A 15,065-nucleotide genomic window follows, 5' to 3' on the forward strand; every position below is an offset into this window, starting at 1 on the left:
TGTGGATTAGTATTTATTTTCGATTTTTAGAAGTATGACGCAATTTCAGCAACAAGATACTTAGAGCTAAAGCAAAGGTCAACGCATTGGCAAGTATGAGGGGCCACTTCTCAATAGTGAGGCCATAAATCAGCCAGAGACCTACCCCAGTTGTAAATAGGGCATACATGCCCAGGGATACGCCTGACAAATCCCGAGTTCGCCAAGACTGTATTGCCTGAGGTAAAAAGGCGATCGTGGTCAAGAATGCGGCGCAATACCCAATTATTTCAATCTGGTGGGGCTCAAGGTTCATGAGGCTATTGTAATAAGGAAAATCAATCAATCCTTGATCTAGCGCAGGAAGCCCAATTCTAGCGATAATACAAACTTACTTTACAAACCCATATCTAGAATAAGCCATGAGACAACTACTCCAAAAAACCCTATTGATTGCGCTTGGGGCCATTGCTATTTTAGGCAATGCCTATGCCCAAGGTGATGCAGCTACTAAGAACTATCCAGATAAACAAGTTCGCCTAGTCATTCCCTTCCCTCCTGGAGGTGCAACTGACGTCATTGGCCGCATCATGGCACAAGAGCTATCTAAATCATTGGGACAACAAGTGGTCCCTGATAATCGCTCGGGAGATAGTGGCAATATTGGCGCCGACCAAGTAGCCAAGTCACCAGCCGATGGTTACACACTGCTGATGGGTGCACTCACATCACATGCCATTAATACCAACCTGAATAAGGATAGCATTAAATACAACTTAGAAAAAGATTTCACGGCCGTTGGTGTTGTTGGTGTCGTGCCTCTAGTATTTGTTGTCAATCCTTCTGTCCCTGTAAAGAATATGAAGGAATTTATTGCCTATGCCAAAGCCAATCCTGGCAAACTCACCTTCGCCTCTTCTGGTGCAGGAGCGCCGCAACGCCTAGCTATGGAAATGTTCCGCGCGCAATTGGGTTTAGATCTTTTGCATGTACCTTACAAGGGCAGTGGTCCTGCTATGACGGATCTTGTTGGCGGTCAAGTGCTCACTATGTCTGAAACAGTCCCTGCAGCACTGCAATTTATTCAGGCTGGGCAATTAAGAGCTTTAGCAGTGACTACTGCAAAACGCGTTAGTCAATTACCAGATGTGCCTACGATTACTGAAGCCACCGGCTTGCCAAACTTTGATGTCGTGAGTATGTTCGGAATCTTGGCACCCGCAGGTACGCCAAAAGGAATCATTGACAAACTCAATGCAGATCTCAAGGTGATTTTGCAGCGTCCTGATGTACAAGAGCGTATGCTAGCTGCTGGTGTATATGTGAACTACCTAACGCCTGCTGATTCTGCAAAACGCATTCAAAGAGAATTAAATATGTGGGGCAAGGTTATTAAAGACGCTGGCATTAAGGCAGATTAATTAGCTTGGATGTTGGCTGCATGCGGTGAACTATAGAATGTTGCAGATGCACTTAACAGTCTCAGGCCCCTGTAGGGAGGAGTAAAGTCCTAGCGCTTTTTATCTTAGCAATATTTACATTTATTCAATTAATATAAACTGATCTTCATAATTATTAAATAATCGTTAACACTATGAGTAGTTCTGGATTAATTGATTTTTGCTACTTCCTCGAAAGAACAGAGCTGAACGCGGCAATACAAGCCAATTTCTGGATAGTGCCGACCATGCAAACCCTGCATATCTTAGCGATGGCATCGGTCCTTATAGGAGCTCTTCTAATTAATTTAAGAATCCTGGGCCTGCATGGGAAAAGTGAGCCAATCGCAACCATCATTACACGCTACAAATCCCTAGTATGGTTTCCTCTACCCATACTCCTCATCACTGGCTGCATCATGATTGTTGGCGAACCTGCGCGATCTTTAACAAACCCAGCCTTTCAGATAAAAATGGTCATGCTTTTAGCGGTATTGTTCATCACTTTTTTCCTTCAGAGAAAGTGGCAAAAGGATCACTCTCATGCGCAGACTGATGCGACTAGCTATCTCTTAGCAATACTCTCTCTAGGATTGTGGGTTGGCATTGTGGCTGCTGGCCGTTGGATTGCGTATGCCTAATAAATCGTCATAAAAAATGAATGAAATCTTAATCCTGATCTACGGCAACCCCATTGCCCAAATCATTCGTGAAAATGAATTTCTTTTCCCTTGGGTAGAAGCATTGCATGTATTGGCAATCACACTAGTGATAGGCTCCATTGCCTTAGTTGATCTGAGACTCATTGGAATACGGGGTATCAACCGCCCTATTAGCAACATTAGCAAAGAGCTCTTGCCAGTTACTTGGATAGCATTTCTGATTGCCGCCTTCACAGGGGCCATACTATTCACCTCTAATGCATTGAGTTATAGCCAAAACTTTTACTTTATCTCAAAGATTGCTTTACTTGCTTTAGCTGGCATTAATATGATGTGCTTTCAATTTATCATTGGACGCAATCTTGAAAGCTGGAATCACTACCAGCAGTTGCCAGCTTCAGCACGGATTGCTGGGGCGATCTCACTCACACTTTGGATTAGTATTATTGTCTGCGGTCGCTGGATTGGTTTTACACTAGAGCCGGTGTTAGTAGCTTTATAAGGGGTAGCAATGAAAAGAAAAGTACTTTTTTTACTATTAACCGTTAGTCTCGGTCTAGCACTAGCCAGCGGTGTAAACGCACAATCTACTAAGCCCATCATTAATCCGCCACCTACAGCAAAAGACTGGGCAAACCAAGCTAAGCTTCCGGATTGGAGCGGTGTTTGGAATCCCAAGATTTCAGATCAAGGCAAGCAGGCTAAAACCAATATGCCACCTTGGACTCCTGCTGCCAATGAACTCATTCAATTTCAATTGGCCGAAGAAAAAGCAGGTAGACCCCCTCCACTCTTTGTGAACTGCTTACCAGAAGCGATGCCTGCTTGGATGTTGGTTACCCATAATGCAATGGAAGTCTTATTCACCCCGGGTAGAGTGACCATGCTAGGAGAGTCTGATGGCAATCGCTTGCGCCGAATCTATACGGATGGCCGTCCTCACCCCGAAGATCCAGACCCAACTTTTCATGGGCACTCCATTGGTAAGTGGGAAGGCGATACGCTAGTGATCGATACTATTGGCGTCGTGCCTCAGGCTTATATTGCGATCAGTGAAGCTGCTGGCGTTCCCAATAATGGTGATATGCGCATCATTGAACGTATTCACTTAGTGGGAAAAGATGAATTACATGACGACATTGAAGTGATCGCCCCCAAGGTCTTAACTAAACCCTGGAAAACAACCCGTATTTATTTCCGTCAACGAGCACGTAAATACGACATCGTTGAAGGTGTTTGCCTCGAAGGTTCTTTTGCCCCAGGTAAAGATCAACGTGGTAACGATATATTTCTTCCAGTCCAATATGACGTCGGTGGGAACCGTATTCCACCGCAATAATTTATATTTACCTTATTTGAAGGAGTGTTTATCTTGATAGTAAAAAACTTAAGCAGACTGCTAGTATTTGCAATTACCGTCTCTGCATCAGCACTGGCTTTGGCACACCATGCCACTACCATGTTTGATAGAGACAAAGTGCTAGCTATTACAGGCGTCGTTAAAGAAGTTCAATGGACCAACCCCCATGTCGGTATTTTTGTGACTGGTACCCTCAAAGATGGTGATGCGCCAGCACTCTGGGTTCTGGAGGTATCTAGCCCTGGAAATCTTACTCGCGCAGGTAGCTGGACTAGAAGCTCTGTGAAAGCAGGAGATAAGGTTGTAGTGGATTTCTGGCCGCTGCGAAATGGCAATAAGGGTGGCTACCTGAAGAAGGTAACTTTGACTGATACCGGCAAATTCTATACCGCTGATATTCGCGCTCAGGAGAGCCCAAACCTAGAAGAGCGTGAACAAAAATAATTCTGGTTATTGCTTCTTGTTTAACCCTGCTTTACGGGATTCAACTTCTTTATTAATCGCTGCAATTGTTTGGGCATTAGGTGACTTCCAGTTGCCGCCAGAGTTATTCACCATATAAACTAATGCATCAGAAAATCCTTCAATACTTAAATTGGGGTTACCGCCTTTAGCAGGCATGGCACGAACACCAACATAAGCATGCGCAGTGAGGGTAACTTGCCCCTCGGCAATAAGTGGCGCCCACTTTGCTTTATCGCCAAACTTTGGCGCATTCACAAGGCCAGCCGCATGGCAGCTCATACAAACTTGTTTATAAGTAGCCTCACCAGATTGGGCAAAAGCTACTCCCGAAAATAGTAAGGTCGCAAAGGTAATCAATGAGGCTAGGTTTTTGATGTTCATATGAGTATATTACTGCTAAAGTTATTGTGATTTTTTAACGCGCTCAGTCCAGAGTTGCCATGGACGCCCAATCGTTTTTTCAATGGTTTCCTTAGAGGTAGCAGCCTCTCCAGGGGTTAGATATTGAACTTGGCCCATCTTCATTGCCTCAGCTTGAATGCTGGCATTTTGAATAGCGTAGACCGTTCTAAATACCGCCTTCTTAATGGAGTCAGCTCCAGCAGCATAGCCATGGCCACGCATTAAAACAAAATACTGTAATCCCATAGTCTGAGACAAAGCATCTCCTAGATCTGAATTACTAATAAACATATCTGTATCAGGATTTGGCTTAGCAAAATTACGAATCTCAAATATCGGTGCGCCCTCACCCAAGAACGCACTCATGTGATAAACCGGTTTCAAAGTTACACCTGTTAAACCATAGGAAAGAATTGGAGAGGCATGGCCATGAATGACTGAATTAATATCAGGGCGATTCTTAAGAATGCCGCTATGAATAAATCGTTCACCATAGGCAACACGGGTATCACCATTTAAGGCTTTACCGTCCATGTCAAATTCCATAATGTCTTCGACTTTCACTACTGAAGGCGCGACACTTCTTGCTAAAAAGAAGGTATTGGGGTTGGCTGGATTACGAACACTAATATGACCATAACCATCAACCGCATTTTGATCATACAAAATATGATTTGCGATGACCAACTCTTCAACCGCTAACTTGACGGCAGGGTTTTGCTCCATCTGCTCTTGAACGCTAGCAGCATGAGCTTGAATAGCTACTATAAAAATAACTACCATGAAAAGTCTTTTCATTATTCGACCTTTCCAATCTTTCTGACAACGTCACCCATTTGCGAAGATTCCTTATCCCAATAGACTTTAAATTCAGGAGCATCCATATATTGGATGGGGCTACCAGCGCCATTAATGACAGAACGTACACGCTCATCATTGGCTGCTTGTTTAGCGGCATCACGTAGTTTATTGGTGATGTAATCAGGTGTTGTGCTAGGTACAAATAAACCAGCCCATTGAGAAAATTCAATCTTGATACCCATCTCTTTAAAGCTAGGCACCTCAGGCATGCTCGCCAATCTACCATCCCCCCAGTGCGCTAAAGCTCGGACCTTACCGGCCTTAATCTGCTGAACAATCGATGATGGTCCAGTTGCAATTGCATCAACTTGCCCACCTAGCAGACCTACAATTGCTGGACCAGCTCCTGTATAGGGAATGTGAACCATATAAAACTTTTCTGAGGCCTTAAGCATCTCCATCGGAACGTGCATCGTTCCGTAATTGCCTGATGAGCCAAAATTGTATTTACCTGGATTAGCGCGCATTGCCGCTATAAAAGATTTGTAATCCTTCCATGGGCTATAGGCCCTCACCACCAAAACCGTAGGATCCGCTGTAAATCGAGCAATCGGCTTTAACTGATTTAGTTGAAATGATTGCTCGCGTCCAACCACTTTATCCGCCTCAGGAATAATTGAAATAGAAGATAAAGCCATCAGAATGGTGTAACCATCCGGTTTTGCTTTTGCTACTGATGACATGCCGATACCACCGCCAGCGCCTGGTTTATTTTCAACAATCACGGATTGCCCTAGGCTACGAGATAAGGCTTCAGCTACTGGCCTACCAACGGCATCCGCCACGCCACCCGGAGGGAAAGGTACCACCATCGTAATTGGGCGAGTAGGCCATGCTTCTGGAGTCTGGGCTATTACAAAAGCCGAAAACAAGCAAGCCGCGGCAAAGCTAAGTAGATGGCTCAGTTTGATTATTTGCTTCATTTTTTGTCTCAAATGAGTAATTTAGTTATTATTTATGGTCTTTATCCTACTACAAGATTCATCATAATAAACAGGGGCTAGCATAGATATAGCCCCCACTGGAGATAGCAACATGAAATACGCAGCATTTTCTTTAACAAAAGAGCCAGGTAAGACCCGCGTTGGCACTATTTCTGCCGATGGCAAAACTGTGCAGGAACTTGATCTTGGGGTCGATGTAAGTGAAGATGGCATTGTTGCCATTCTGCGCGCGGATTTAGCCGGCAAAATACCTACATCGATTGCTACCCATGCATTTAGCGATATTCGCTTATTAGCCCCAGTACCAAGACCACGCCGCAATATCTTTTGCGTTGGAAAAAATTACCATGAGCATGCAAAAGAGTTCTCAAATAGTGGTTTTGATGGTAGCGCTAAGCCAGGCGAAGATATTCCTAGTCATGCTATCTTTTTTACTAAACCACCAGAATCTGTCACCGGCCCAAACACTAATGTAATTATCCCAACTGCTGTTTCTACTTGCATTGACTATGAAGCAGAATTGACGATCGTGATCGGCAAAGGTGGCAAAGGTATTAGTGAAGCTGATGCCATGAAGCATGTCTGGGGATACACCGCCATTAATGATGTTACTGCTCGCGACTGGCAACAACGACATAAGCAATGGTTCTTAGGTAAAAGCTTTGATACCTTCTGCCCTATGGGCCCATGGGTAGTTACGGCTGATGAAGTCGACGCAAATGATATCTCAGTGAAGTGCTGGGTAAATGGCGAACTTCGTCAGAACTCCAACACTAAAGATTTAATCTTTGATATTCCCAATATGATTGCTACTGTCTCTGCTGGAATTACGCTATACCCAGGTGATTTGATTGCTACAGGCACTCCAGTGGGAGTTGGTATTGGCTTTAAGCCGCCTAAGTATTTAGTCAACGGTGATGTAGTGGTGGTGGAAATGGGTGGTATCGGCAAACTTGAGAATACCTTCGTAGCCCAGTAAGACAGAGCTAGAGTTATCAAAATATAAAAGCCACCCTAGGGTGGCTTTTATACACGCTGAAGTAAAGTAACTTAACCCAAAGTAAATTTCAACTCACCGAGTTTCTCTACCGAGCTGACAATCTTATCGCCTTTCTTTAGCCACACTTGCTTGTCTTTCGGCATGCCCGCAATCACGCCTTGTGGTGTACCAGTAAAGACAATATCTCCCGGCTCTAGCGCCCAATACATACTGATATAGGACAGCATATTTTGGGTATTGTGGATAAAGTCAGCCGTATTAGAGTTCTGGCGCAATTCGCCATTAACCCAAGTTTTCACCTGAAGACTGTTGGGATCTCCAACTAAATCTGCCGTTACAAAATAAGGTCCAATTGGGGCATATTGGTCTAAGGTCTTGCCAATCATCCACTGCCCACTTGGGCGCTCTAACTGCAAGTCACGAGATGAAAAGTCGTTTGAGGTGCAATAGCCAGCAACATAAGCCAAAGTATCAGAGACTGGGACATTGCGCATCTTCTTGCCAATCACAATTAAGAGCTCAGTTTCATAATCCAATTTATACGAAACTTCTGGCGGAGGAATTTGGAGCAAGCAATTATGTTCCGCTAAGCTATTGTTGAACTTATTAAATAATGGTGGCACCTTTGGATGAGCCATTCCCACTTCATCTGCATGGGCTCGATAGTTCAAGCCAACGCAGACAATCTTTCCGGGGTTCTTAAACAGTCGACCAAAGGTAATATCCGACTCTTTTAAGTAAGGTACGCCAGATTTATCAGCACTAGATACGACCTTATTAAAGCCTCCAGCATTACCCTCTTGCAGCAGTTGGTCTAAGGTTGTTGGGGCGGCGATCTTCATCTTCTTTGCCACAGCACGCACGTCAATCACACCCTTAGGAGTAACAACGCCCAATGTCTCTGTTCCATCGGAATTCATAATGGAGAGAATTTTGCTGTTCTTGACCATTTCACGAGGGCCGTTATAAGCCTCTGTACCCCACACTGAAGTTTGGTGCGCTGAAGCCTCTTGCATTACACCCATAGTAGAAACAGCTACTAGGCCAGCGCCTGCAGCTGAAGCAGTTTTCATAAATTGACGACGAGAACTCATCCGAATCTCCCTGTGTTGTTATTGATTTTTTAGATACAAGGAGAATCTTACTGCACCAATAAATGCCGTGGTGCAGCAAATAGGAAGGCCAATAGAACTAGCCTACTCCAAGGGAAATGGCGATGTGGTATGTAATGAATGAGGCGATATAAGCTAGGCCAAATAAGTAACTCAACATGATGACTGGGATCTTCCAGCCCCCCGTTTCACGCTTAACTGCTGCAATAGTAGATAAGCACTGCGGTGCAAAGACAAACCAAGCCAATAGTGAAAGTGCAGTTGCTAATGACCAGCCAGAAGAAATTAACGGGATCAATGCTTCTGCTGCATCTGCACTTGCGCTCGATAAAGCGTAGACAGTAGCTAAAGAGCTCACTACGACTTCACGTGCCGCCATGCCGGGAACTAAGGCAATGCTGATTTGCCAATTAAATCCAATGGGCGAAAAGATATACGCCAAGGCCTGACCCAGCATGCCGGCAAAACTATATTGAATAGCTGAACCCGTGGCGCCCTCAGGCGGAAGCGGAAAGCTAGATAGCGCCCATAAAGCAATTGTCATAATGAGAATGATGCCACCGACGCGACGCAGAAATATTTCTGCGCGCTGCCATAAGCTAATTGCTAAATTACCAAGGCGCGGCAAATGATAGCTAGGCAACTCCATCATGAGGGCATTCATCCGAAATTGATCGCTGGTGAAATACTTCAAAATCCAAGCAACCCCCATCGCACCCAAAATACCTGCAAGATAAAGCAAGAATAAAACGAGGCCTTGTAAATCAATATTTGCCCAAAGCTTTTTTTCGGGGATAAAAGCTGAGATCAATAATGCATATACCGGTAGACGTGCTGAGCAGGTCATCATTGGAGCAATCAAAATCGTTACTAGGCGATCTCGTGAATTTGAAATACTTCTAGTGGCCATGATTCCTGGAATAGCGCAGGCAAAACTCGACAGAAGCGGAATAAATGATCTACCAGAGAGCCCAACTGAGCCCATGACACGATCCAGTAAATAGGCTGCTCTGGGGAGGTAGCCAGATTCCTCTAGTAACAGGATGAAGAAAAACAGAATCAGAATTTGCGGCAGGAAGATCACAACCCCACCTAGCCCCGCCAAAATACCGTTAATCAATAAACTACGTATCCAGTTATTTGGCAGTATCTCAGTGATCTGCGCTCCCAGAAACTCAATGGCAGTCTTGATCAAATCCATTGGCAATACCGCCCAACTAAATACCGCCTGAAAGATCAAAAATAAGAGCGTAATCAAAATCAAAGGACCAAACACCGGATGGAGTAAGACAGCATCAAAACGATCACTTAAATGATCTGGAATGATTTGATCTAACTTCAAATTTTGTAAAATTTTCTGGACCAAAATATTGTCAGACTCTGCATGAGCAATATGAGAAGCTACATTTTCTAGTGTTGCATCACTCGTACCAGTTTGTAATACGCTTAAATTACGCCAGTCTAGGCCTGATAAGAAAGACTTGAGGTTATCAGCGCCATTTGCTTGAATGCCGATACTAGTTAATACCGGTAGCCCTAGTTCATTAGAAAGTGCCGCTGTATCAATTTGCAAGCCTTGACGCTGGGCAATGTCGAGCATGTTGAGCACAACCAGACACGGCAGACCCAGACGTTTAGCTGCTAAGACCAAGCGTAGATTCCGACGTAAATTGCTTGCACTTAGAATACAAATCACTAAATCAGGACGCTTCTCACCTTGGGCCCTACCCAATAGCACATTACAAGTCACCCGCTCATCAAGTGATCTTGGATAAAGACTATATGCCCCTGGCAAATCCAAAATACGAATATTCTTGCCTGACTCGAGCGTCAACCGCCCCTCTTTGCGCTCTACTGTGACACCAGAATAGTTTGCAACTTTCTGCCGACTACCCGTGAGTAAATTAAATAAGGCCGTTTTTCCACAGTTAGGATTACCTAGTAATGCAACGACAGGTTCGCTAGAGAAAAAATGAACTTGGGATTCAGGCATGTACCAACTCAACTTCAATCATGCAGGCCTCTGACTGGCGCAAAGCAAATGTAGACGCGCCAATACGAACCATATAAGGGCCTTTACCAAGCAATCCTTTTCTCAAAAGAGTTACTTGCTCGCCAGGCAAAAAGCCAATATCTTCCAACTGCCCTTTGATTTGCGGAGCACCTTGAGGAGCATTTACTTCACTTACACGGTAAGCAACATCTAGATCGACCTGGCCCAAATTCATGAGGGATTGCCACTTTTATCAATTAATAGGAACGATTCTCATTATATACCTTATAATTGCGAATAGTTCTCATTTATAAATAGGTACTAATATGAATAAAGTCCTTTTAAAACAATTAGTTATAAGACTTTTTGGATTGCTATTTTTAGTAAATTCTGCATATGCAGATAGCAATGTCATCAATATTCAAATCCAAAAAGGTCGTTTTTCCCCTTCCGAAATTAATATTGCTGCCGATACCAAGGTGCAACTGATCATTGAAAACCTAGATGACACCCCGGAAGAATTTGAGAGCTATGACTTAAATCGAGAAGTCTTTATTAACCCAAATAGCAAGGCCTCTTTTTACATTGGCCCATTAAGTCCGGGTGTATATAAATTTGAAGGTGAATTTAGTCCACAGACTGCTCAGGGTGTTGTGAGAGTGAAATGATTAAAGGCATACATTTATTAGCACGACTTTTTTTGATCAGCCTTCTCTGCTTGATCAACTACGTACACGCTGGAGAATATTTAAGTGGGCCGGCAGATTACATCTATTCTCCAATCGTCGAAGAAGGCGAGCGAGAGATTGACACTAAATTCGGGACACAAACTCCACGAAGTGGTGAAGATAATAGGCAGTCAGGTGCCTCAATCGGATTTGGCTATGGTGTGAACTCCTGGTGGTTCACAGAGGTATATGGAAAGGTGATCTGGGATGGCAATAATTCTCAATTTGATGCAGTTGAATGGGAGAATAAATTTCAGCTTACCGAAAGAGGCAAATACCCTGTAGATGTTGGGTTCTTGATTGAGGTAGAGCGCCCTCAAAATCGTAATGAAGGCTATGAATCCAAGTATGGATTCTTGCTTCAGAAAGAGTGGAAAAAGTGGGTTGCCAACCTGAACATCTTGATGCAAGGCCACTACACAGGCACAGAAAACCAAGGGACCTATTTTGGCTACCAGGGTCAGATTAAATACCGTCTTCAGCCTCAGTTTGAACTTGGCGCTCAGATCTTTTCATGGTTGGGGCAAGTGGATAACTGGAACACAAACCAACAACAGCAAACTAGCGCTGGTCCAGCCATCTTTGGAAAAACTAAGCTAGGGCCAAAGCAAGCTCTCAAATACAACCTTGCCTACCTATGGGGGACAACAACGGCATCCCCCAAAAATACTGTGAGAATGCAGGTCGAATATGAATTTTAGGAATGCAAAGGAATCAGATAGATAAAAAATTATGGTGTGCTATAGCCATACTGCTGGAGAATCAATTTAGCTTGAGAGCTTTGCATAAACTGATAAAGGGCTACCACCTCTCGTGGGGCGCCCTTGATTAGAACCATTCTCTGCTTAATCGGCTCATAGAGTTTGCTATTGACTAAAATGAAGTTTGTCTCTTTAGCAACATCTGCAGACTTAGCCAAAGAGAGCGCAGTAAAACCTAAATCAGCCGCCCCTGTGACTACATACATCGTTGCAATGCCAATATTATCTCCATAGATCAATTTGTCTTTTGCAATATCCCAAAGCCCCTGTGCTTTCAAATACTCAATAGCTGCCTTGCCATAAGGGGCCAACTCAGGTTTAGCAATCGCAATCTTGTTAGCTTTTTTTATAACTCTGACAAGCCCACCCTTTTCATCTGTCAAATTCATTCCAGTAGAGGATTTTGAGATGATTGCTAACTTACCAGAAGCGTACACAATACCGTCATCAATCGCCTTACCTTGTTGATAAAGCTCAATTGGAAAACGCTCATCAGCAGAAATAAATAAGTTAAATGGCGCACCATTCATGATCTGCGCGGTAAGGTTTCCAGAAGATCCGTACACCACTCTAATATCTGGATTGCCTGCAGCTTTGAATGCTGCATTGATCTTGCTAAAGGCATCTTTCATGTTGGCAGCAACGGCGACAGTGGGCTGCTGAGCATAAACACTCAGCGATAAGAGCAACAGGAAGGATAAAAGAAATTGACGCAATTAGATTTCACAAAAAAGTATTGAGATACCAGTTTATATCAAGCTAAGTAGCGCTAAACTAGGCAGCTGATAGTCTGAAGCATGCTTAATCTTTATCAAAACAGCCTGAAAGTATTCAATGAGATTTCGATCTACTCGCCTGCTAGTGATTGCCTTAACCAATATAGTCTTTTTGGCATCACCTGCCACAGCCCAAGAAAAAAGTATTGTGGTCTCCTCCACCACTTCTACTGAACAATCTGGCTTATTTGAATTTATGCTCCCTATCTTCAAGATGAAGACCGGAATTAATGTCAAAGTAGTTGCCGTTGGAACTGGTCAGGCACTCGATATTGGACGTCGGGGTGATGCTGATGTTGTATTTGTTCATGACAAGCCAGCTGAAGAAAAATTTGTTGAGGAAGGCTTTTCTACCAAACGCAATGAAGTGATGTACAACGACTTTGTACTAATCGGACCTCAGTCAGATCCTGCAAGAATTGGTGGTGGCAAAGATATTCAAGCAGCCTTGCAGAAAATTGCTACTGCACAAGCTCCCTTTATCTCTCGTGGCGACAAGAGTGGTACACATGCCGCAGAACTGCGTTATTGGAAAAGTGCGGGGATCACCGTTTTACCAACTCAAACTTGGTACAAAGAAACTGGCTCCGGTATGGGCCCTGCTCTAAATACTGCGTCTGCTATGAATGGCTACATTCTGGCAGATCGTGCAACCTGGCTAAGTTTCAAGAACCGTGGTGATTTAGTCATCCTGGTTCAAGGCGATCCTAAACTCTTTAATCAATACGGTGTGATGCTCGTCAATCCAGCCAAGTTCCCTCATGTGAAAAAAACTGAAGGGCAAACCTTCATTGACTGGCTAATCTCCAAGAATGGACAGGATGTGATTGCCAGCTACCAAATTGGTGGTGAGCAGCTCTTCTTTCCGAATGCTAAGAAGTAGTAGATAAAGAAAAAGCCCGCGTCTGCGGGCTTTTTACTGGCTACTGGCACTTGGCCAGAGCAGTTTAAGGCTTACTTCTTAGGTGTTACGAAACCAATTGCGGTGTCGTCCACAAACTCAACCATGACATCATCACCAGCTTTAAATTTCTCAAGACCAAGAACAGCTGGGTCAACCTTAACCTTTTGCTTCTCGCCACTTGGTAATGTGAAAGTCACAATACGTGTTTTTGCATCAATTGTTGTGATTTTTACAGTCGCATAAATAGTATCAGTAGTTTCTTCAAACGGCTTAGCAGAACCCTTGCCAGCTACTGTTACAGAACGAACACCAGAAACGCCTGGCTTAGCCCCTTTAACTACTCCTGTTAAACCAACAGCAATCGCTTGGGCATGCTCAACTACAAATACATCACCCTTTTTCACTTTATCCAAATCATTGACTGCTTTAGAAACATTCATTTGTGCCAAATTACCATTGGCATCTTTCAATACAACAATCCGATTTTTCAGATCGACGGAATCAACCGTAGCAGTAATGACAACCACTTCAGCAGCTAATGGCAACATTTTTGCAGGTGCCTGAGCAAAAGCAACGCTTGCAAAAGCGAGGCCAACTGCAGCAAACAAACCAGTCAGTAAAGATTTTTTCAAAATAACTCCTAAGCAAGTAAAAGGGATGGGGTGAGTCCATAACCGGACCACAAATCATTGTAACCATGGCCTTTGTTGGGTTTGCTACTTATTTGGTAAATTAAGCCCATGCCCCAGTCAAACAACCTAAATACCTTTGATATTGCGATCAAATCCTGGCAGGAGGCCTCGGAGGAGGCTTACTTGATACGAGAGAAGGTATTCATCAAAGAGCAAGGGGTGCCGGTGGATATGGAGCTAGATGCGTTTGACCCTACTTCCAAGCATGCCTTAGCTTATGAGAGTCATCTATGCGTGGGCACCGGACGACTAGTTCACTTAGACAATCATCATGCACAAATTGGCCGCATGGCTGTCTTAAGCGCATTCCGTAACCGGGGTATCGGCAAAGCAATCTTGAGCAGCTTAATCACTCTAGCTAAAGCAGAAGGAGTTTTAACCCTGATACTGCATTCTCAAGTATCTGTAATTCCTTTTTATGCAAAGTTGGGATTTATAGTAGAGGGGCCTATTTATGATGAAGCAGGGATTTCTCATCGTAATATGATTCTCTTGTTACCAAACGCTATTCAATAAGTACATATCACTTATGAGCACCACCTATTCTTCCTTCCCCTACATCCATCGCGTGTGTTACTCCGATACCGATGCTGCTGGCCTTGTATACCATGCACGCTATTTAGATATTTTTGAGCGTAGTCGCGCAGAATGGTTGGCTCAGTTTGACTTAAGTCCAACTAAGCTCATTAACGACTTTGGGATCTTGCTGCCTGTTCGAGATCTGCAGATGGATTTTCATAAGCCTGCCTACTTAGATGATCTCCTGCAGATTGATCAGGTCATAGAGCGTCGAAGTAGAGCTCAAGTCAGCGTGAGGCAGACAGCCAAAAGGAAATCTCAGGATAGCAGTGCAACTGAAATGGAACTCATCGTGAGCGCTTTAATTAATATCGTTTGCGTAGATACCACCACTCTCAAGCCCAAAGCGCTGCCTGACTGGCTCTTTTTAGCCCAATCACTTTAATGACTTAAAATAGAGGCTCTTAC

At 43.8% G+C, this 15,065-nt stretch carries 20 protein-coding genes; 11 read left to right on the forward strand and 9 right to left on the reverse strand.

Translation table 11 applies throughout. The features are described 5' to 3' along the window. Positions 1 to 13: 13 nt before the first annotated feature. Positions 14 to 295, reverse strand: coding sequence for a SemiSWEET family sugar transporter (locus ICN29_RS02770; RefSeq protein ID WP_216129488.1), 282 nt, complete (start codon positions 293 to 295; stop codon positions 14 to 16). A gap of 106 nt (positions 296 to 401) precedes the next feature. On the opposite strand from ICN29_RS02770, the gene ICN29_RS02775 reads away from it, so the two are divergent. The 5 genes from ICN29_RS02775 to ICN29_RS02795 all read left to right on the forward strand — a co-directional run bounded on the left by ICN29_RS02775 (position 402) and on the right by ICN29_RS02795 (position 3,884). Continuing rightward, positions 402 to 1,400 carry a Bug family tripartite tricarboxylate transporter substrate binding protein gene (locus tag ICN29_RS02775; protein WP_216129490.1) on the forward strand — a complete coding sequence of 333 codons (999 nt, stop codon included), beginning with the start codon at positions 402 to 404 and terminating at the stop codon, positions 1,398 to 1,400. Positions 1,401 to 1,573: 173 nt separating this feature from the next. Beyond that, positions 1,574 to 2,059, forward strand: a complete 486-nt coding sequence (locus ICN29_RS02780; RefSeq protein ID WP_216129492.1) for a DUF6644 family protein — start codon at positions 1,574 to 1,576, stop codon at positions 2,057 to 2,059. 16 nt (positions 2,060 to 2,075) lie between these two features. Beyond that, positions 2,076 to 2,582, forward strand: coding sequence for a DUF6644 family protein (locus ICN29_RS02785; protein ID WP_216129495.1), 507 nt, complete (start codon positions 2,076 to 2,078; stop codon positions 2,580 to 2,582). 9 nt (positions 2,583 to 2,591) lie between these two features. Further along, positions 2,592 to 3,419 carry a hypothetical protein gene (locus ICN29_RS02790; protein ID WP_216129497.1) on the forward strand — a complete coding sequence of 276 codons (828 nt, stop codon included), beginning with the start codon at positions 2,592 to 2,594 and terminating at the stop codon, positions 3,417 to 3,419. 33 nt (positions 3,420 to 3,452) lie between these two features. Next, positions 3,453 to 3,884 (forward strand): DUF6152 family protein, encoded by a 432-nt coding sequence (locus ICN29_RS02795; RefSeq protein WP_216129499.1) that lies wholly within the window; start codon positions 3,453 to 3,455, stop codon positions 3,882 to 3,884. Positions 3,885 to 3,890: 6 nt separating this feature from the next. Here the strand turns inward: ICN29_RS02795 and ICN29_RS02800 are convergent, their stop codons facing one another. The 3 genes from ICN29_RS02800 to ICN29_RS02810 are packed head-to-tail and all read right to left on the reverse strand — an operon-like array spanning position 3,891 to position 6,091. Then, positions 3,891 to 4,286, reverse strand: coding sequence for a c-type cytochrome (locus ICN29_RS02800; protein WP_216129501.1), 396 nt, complete (start codon positions 4,284 to 4,286; stop codon positions 3,891 to 3,893). Positions 4,287 to 4,307: 21 nt separating this feature from the next. Then, positions 4,308 to 5,105 (reverse strand): class II aldolase/adducin family protein, encoded by a 798-nt coding sequence (locus ICN29_RS02805; RefSeq protein ID WP_216129503.1) that lies wholly within the window; start codon positions 5,103 to 5,105, stop codon positions 4,308 to 4,310. Further along, positions 5,105 to 6,091 carry a Bug family tripartite tricarboxylate transporter substrate binding protein gene (locus ICN29_RS02810; RefSeq protein ID WP_216129506.1) on the reverse strand — a complete coding sequence of 329 codons (987 nt, stop codon included), beginning with the start codon at positions 6,089 to 6,091 and terminating at the stop codon, positions 5,105 to 5,107. The genes ICN29_RS02805 and ICN29_RS02810 overlap by 1 nt, the downstream gene beginning before the upstream one ends. Positions 6,092 to 6,203: 112 nt before the next feature. Here ICN29_RS02810 and ICN29_RS02815 point away from each other — a divergent pair, with 112 nt between their 5' ends. After that, positions 6,204 to 7,091 (forward strand): fumarylacetoacetate hydrolase family protein, encoded by an 888-nt coding sequence (locus ICN29_RS02815; protein ID WP_216129508.1) that lies wholly within the window; start codon positions 6,204 to 6,206, stop codon positions 7,089 to 7,091. 71 nt (positions 7,092 to 7,162) lie between these two features. On the opposite strand, the gene ICN29_RS02820 is transcribed toward ICN29_RS02815, so the two are convergent. The 3 genes from ICN29_RS02820 to ICN29_RS02830 all read right to left on the reverse strand — a co-directional run bounded on the left by ICN29_RS02820 (position 7,163) and on the right by ICN29_RS02830 (position 10,452). Continuing rightward, positions 7,163 to 8,206, reverse strand: a complete 1,044-nt coding sequence (locus ICN29_RS02820; protein WP_216129510.1) for a fumarylacetoacetate hydrolase family protein — start codon at positions 8,204 to 8,206, stop codon at positions 7,163 to 7,165. A 97-nt stretch (positions 8,207 to 8,303) separates the two neighbouring features. Further along, on the reverse strand, positions 8,304 to 10,217 hold the full coding sequence (gene feoB / locus ICN29_RS02825; protein WP_216129512.1) for a ferrous iron transport protein B: 1,914 nt from the start codon (positions 10,215 to 10,217) through the stop codon (positions 8,304 to 8,306). After that, positions 10,210 to 10,452: a FeoA family protein gene (locus ICN29_RS02830; protein WP_216129514.1), complete on the reverse strand. Its 243-nt coding sequence runs from the start codon at positions 10,450 to 10,452 to the stop codon at positions 10,210 to 10,212. The genes feoB and ICN29_RS02830 overlap by 8 nt, the downstream gene beginning before the upstream one ends. A 91-nt stretch (positions 10,453 to 10,543) precedes the next feature. On the opposite strand from ICN29_RS02830, the gene ICN29_RS02835 reads away from it, so the two are divergent. Then, on the forward strand, positions 10,544 to 10,885 hold the full coding sequence (locus ICN29_RS02835) for a cupredoxin domain-containing protein (protein ID WP_216129516.1): 342 nt from the start codon (positions 10,544 to 10,546) through the stop codon (positions 10,883 to 10,885). Beyond that, positions 10,882 to 11,646: a hypothetical protein gene (locus tag ICN29_RS02840; RefSeq protein WP_216129518.1), complete on the forward strand. Its 765-nt coding sequence runs from the start codon at positions 10,882 to 10,884 to the stop codon at positions 11,644 to 11,646. Before ICN29_RS02835 ends, ICN29_RS02840 begins: the two co-directional genes overlap by 4 nt. Positions 11,647 to 11,675: 29 nt before the next feature. Here the strand turns inward: ICN29_RS02840 and modA are convergent, their stop codons facing one another. Then, positions 11,676 to 12,422: a molybdate ABC transporter substrate-binding protein gene (modA, locus tag ICN29_RS02845; RefSeq protein ID WP_216129521.1), complete on the reverse strand. Its 747-nt coding sequence runs from the start codon at positions 12,420 to 12,422 to the stop codon at positions 11,676 to 11,678. A 118-nt stretch (positions 12,423 to 12,540) separates the two neighbouring features. Between modA and ICN29_RS02850 the strand changes: the two genes are divergently transcribed. Continuing rightward, entirely contained in the window at positions 12,541 to 13,365 is an 825-nt protein-coding gene (locus tag ICN29_RS02850; protein WP_216129523.1) for an ABC transporter substrate-binding protein, read from the forward strand. Between the two features lie 71 nt (positions 13,366 to 13,436). Here ICN29_RS02850 and ICN29_RS02855 read toward each other — a convergent pair whose 3' ends face one another. After that, a complete protein-coding gene (locus tag ICN29_RS02855) occupies positions 13,437 to 14,018 on the reverse strand; it encodes a hypothetical protein (RefSeq protein WP_255538042.1) in 582 nt (193 codons plus the stop codon). 108 nt (positions 14,019 to 14,126) lie between these two features. Between ICN29_RS02855 and ICN29_RS02860 the strand changes: the two genes are divergently transcribed. Both ICN29_RS02860 and ICN29_RS02865 read left to right on the forward strand, forming a co-directional pair. After that, positions 14,127 to 14,594, forward strand: a complete 468-nt coding sequence (locus ICN29_RS02860; RefSeq protein ID WP_216129525.1) for a GNAT family N-acetyltransferase — start codon at positions 14,127 to 14,129, stop codon at positions 14,592 to 14,594. Between the two features lie 13 nt (positions 14,595 to 14,607). Beyond that, on the forward strand, positions 14,608 to 15,042 hold the full coding sequence (locus ICN29_RS02865) for a YbgC/FadM family acyl-CoA thioesterase (RefSeq protein ID WP_216129527.1): 435 nt from the start codon (positions 14,608 to 14,610) through the stop codon (positions 15,040 to 15,042). Positions 15,043 to 15,065: the final 23 nt, after the last annotated feature.

Origin of the sequence: Polynucleobacter nymphae (assembly GCF_018882155.1) — a bacterium.
GTDB lineage: Bacteria > Pseudomonadota > Gammaproteobacteria > Burkholderiales > Burkholderiaceae > Polynucleobacter > Polynucleobacter nymphae.

What these genes read in the sequence shown, in the direction of transcription:
- ICN29_RS02770 (WP_216129488.1), bottom strand. Translation starts at nt 295, where the DNA reads ATGAACCTTGAGCCCCACCAGATTGAAATAATTGGGTATTGCGCCGCA.
- ICN29_RS02775 (WP_216129490.1), top strand. Translation starts at nt 402, where the DNA reads ATGAGACAACTACTCCAAAAAACCCTATTGATTGCGCTTGGGGCCATT.
- ICN29_RS02780 (WP_216129492.1), top strand. Translation starts at nt 1,574, where the DNA reads ATGAGTAGTTCTGGATTAATTGATTTTTGCTACTTCCTCGAAAGAACA.
- ICN29_RS02785 (WP_216129495.1), top strand. Translation starts at nt 2,076, where the DNA reads ATGAATGAAATCTTAATCCTGATCTACGGCAACCCCATTGCCCAAATC.
- ICN29_RS02790 (WP_216129497.1), top strand. Translation starts at nt 2,592, where the DNA reads ATGAAAAGAAAAGTACTTTTTTTACTATTAACCGTTAGTCTCGGTCTA.
- ICN29_RS02800 (WP_216129501.1), bottom strand. Translation starts at nt 4,286, where the DNA reads ATGAACATCAAAAACCTAGCCTCATTGATTACCTTTGCGACCTTACTA.
- ICN29_RS02805 (WP_216129503.1), bottom strand. Translation starts at nt 5,105, where the DNA reads ATGAAAAGACTTTTCATGGTAGTTATTTTTATAGTAGCTATTCAAGCT.
- ICN29_RS02810 (WP_216129506.1), bottom strand. Translation starts at nt 6,091, where the DNA reads ATGAAGCAAATAATCAAACTGAGCCATCTACTTAGCTTTGCCGCGGCT.
- ICN29_RS02815 (WP_216129508.1), top strand. Translation starts at nt 6,204, where the DNA reads ATGAAATACGCAGCATTTTCTTTAACAAAAGAGCCAGGTAAGACCCGC.
- ICN29_RS02820 (WP_216129510.1), bottom strand. Translation starts at nt 8,206, where the DNA reads ATGAGTTCTCGTCGTCAATTTATGAAAACTGCTTCAGCTGCAGGCGCT.
- feoB (WP_216129512.1), bottom strand. Translation starts at nt 10,217, where the DNA reads ATGCCTGAATCCCAAGTTCATTTTTTCTCTAGCGAACCTGTCGTTGCA.
- ICN29_RS02830 (WP_216129514.1), bottom strand. Translation starts at nt 10,452, where the DNA reads ATGAATTTGGGCCAGGTCGATCTAGATGTTGCTTACCGTGTAAGTGAA.
- ICN29_RS02835 (WP_216129516.1), top strand. Translation starts at nt 10,544, where the DNA reads ATGAATAAAGTCCTTTTAAAACAATTAGTTATAAGACTTTTTGGATTG.
- ICN29_RS02840 (WP_216129518.1), top strand. Translation starts at nt 10,882, where the DNA reads ATGATTAAAGGCATACATTTATTAGCACGACTTTTTTTGATCAGCCTT.
- ICN29_RS02850 (WP_216129523.1), top strand. Translation starts at nt 12,541, where the DNA reads ATGAGATTTCGATCTACTCGCCTGCTAGTGATTGCCTTAACCAATATA.
- ICN29_RS02860 (WP_216129525.1), top strand. Translation starts at nt 14,127, where the DNA reads ATGCCCCAGTCAAACAACCTAAATACCTTTGATATTGCGATCAAATCC.
- ICN29_RS02865 (WP_216129527.1), top strand. Translation starts at nt 14,608, where the DNA reads ATGAGCACCACCTATTCTTCCTTCCCCTACATCCATCGCGTGTGTTAC.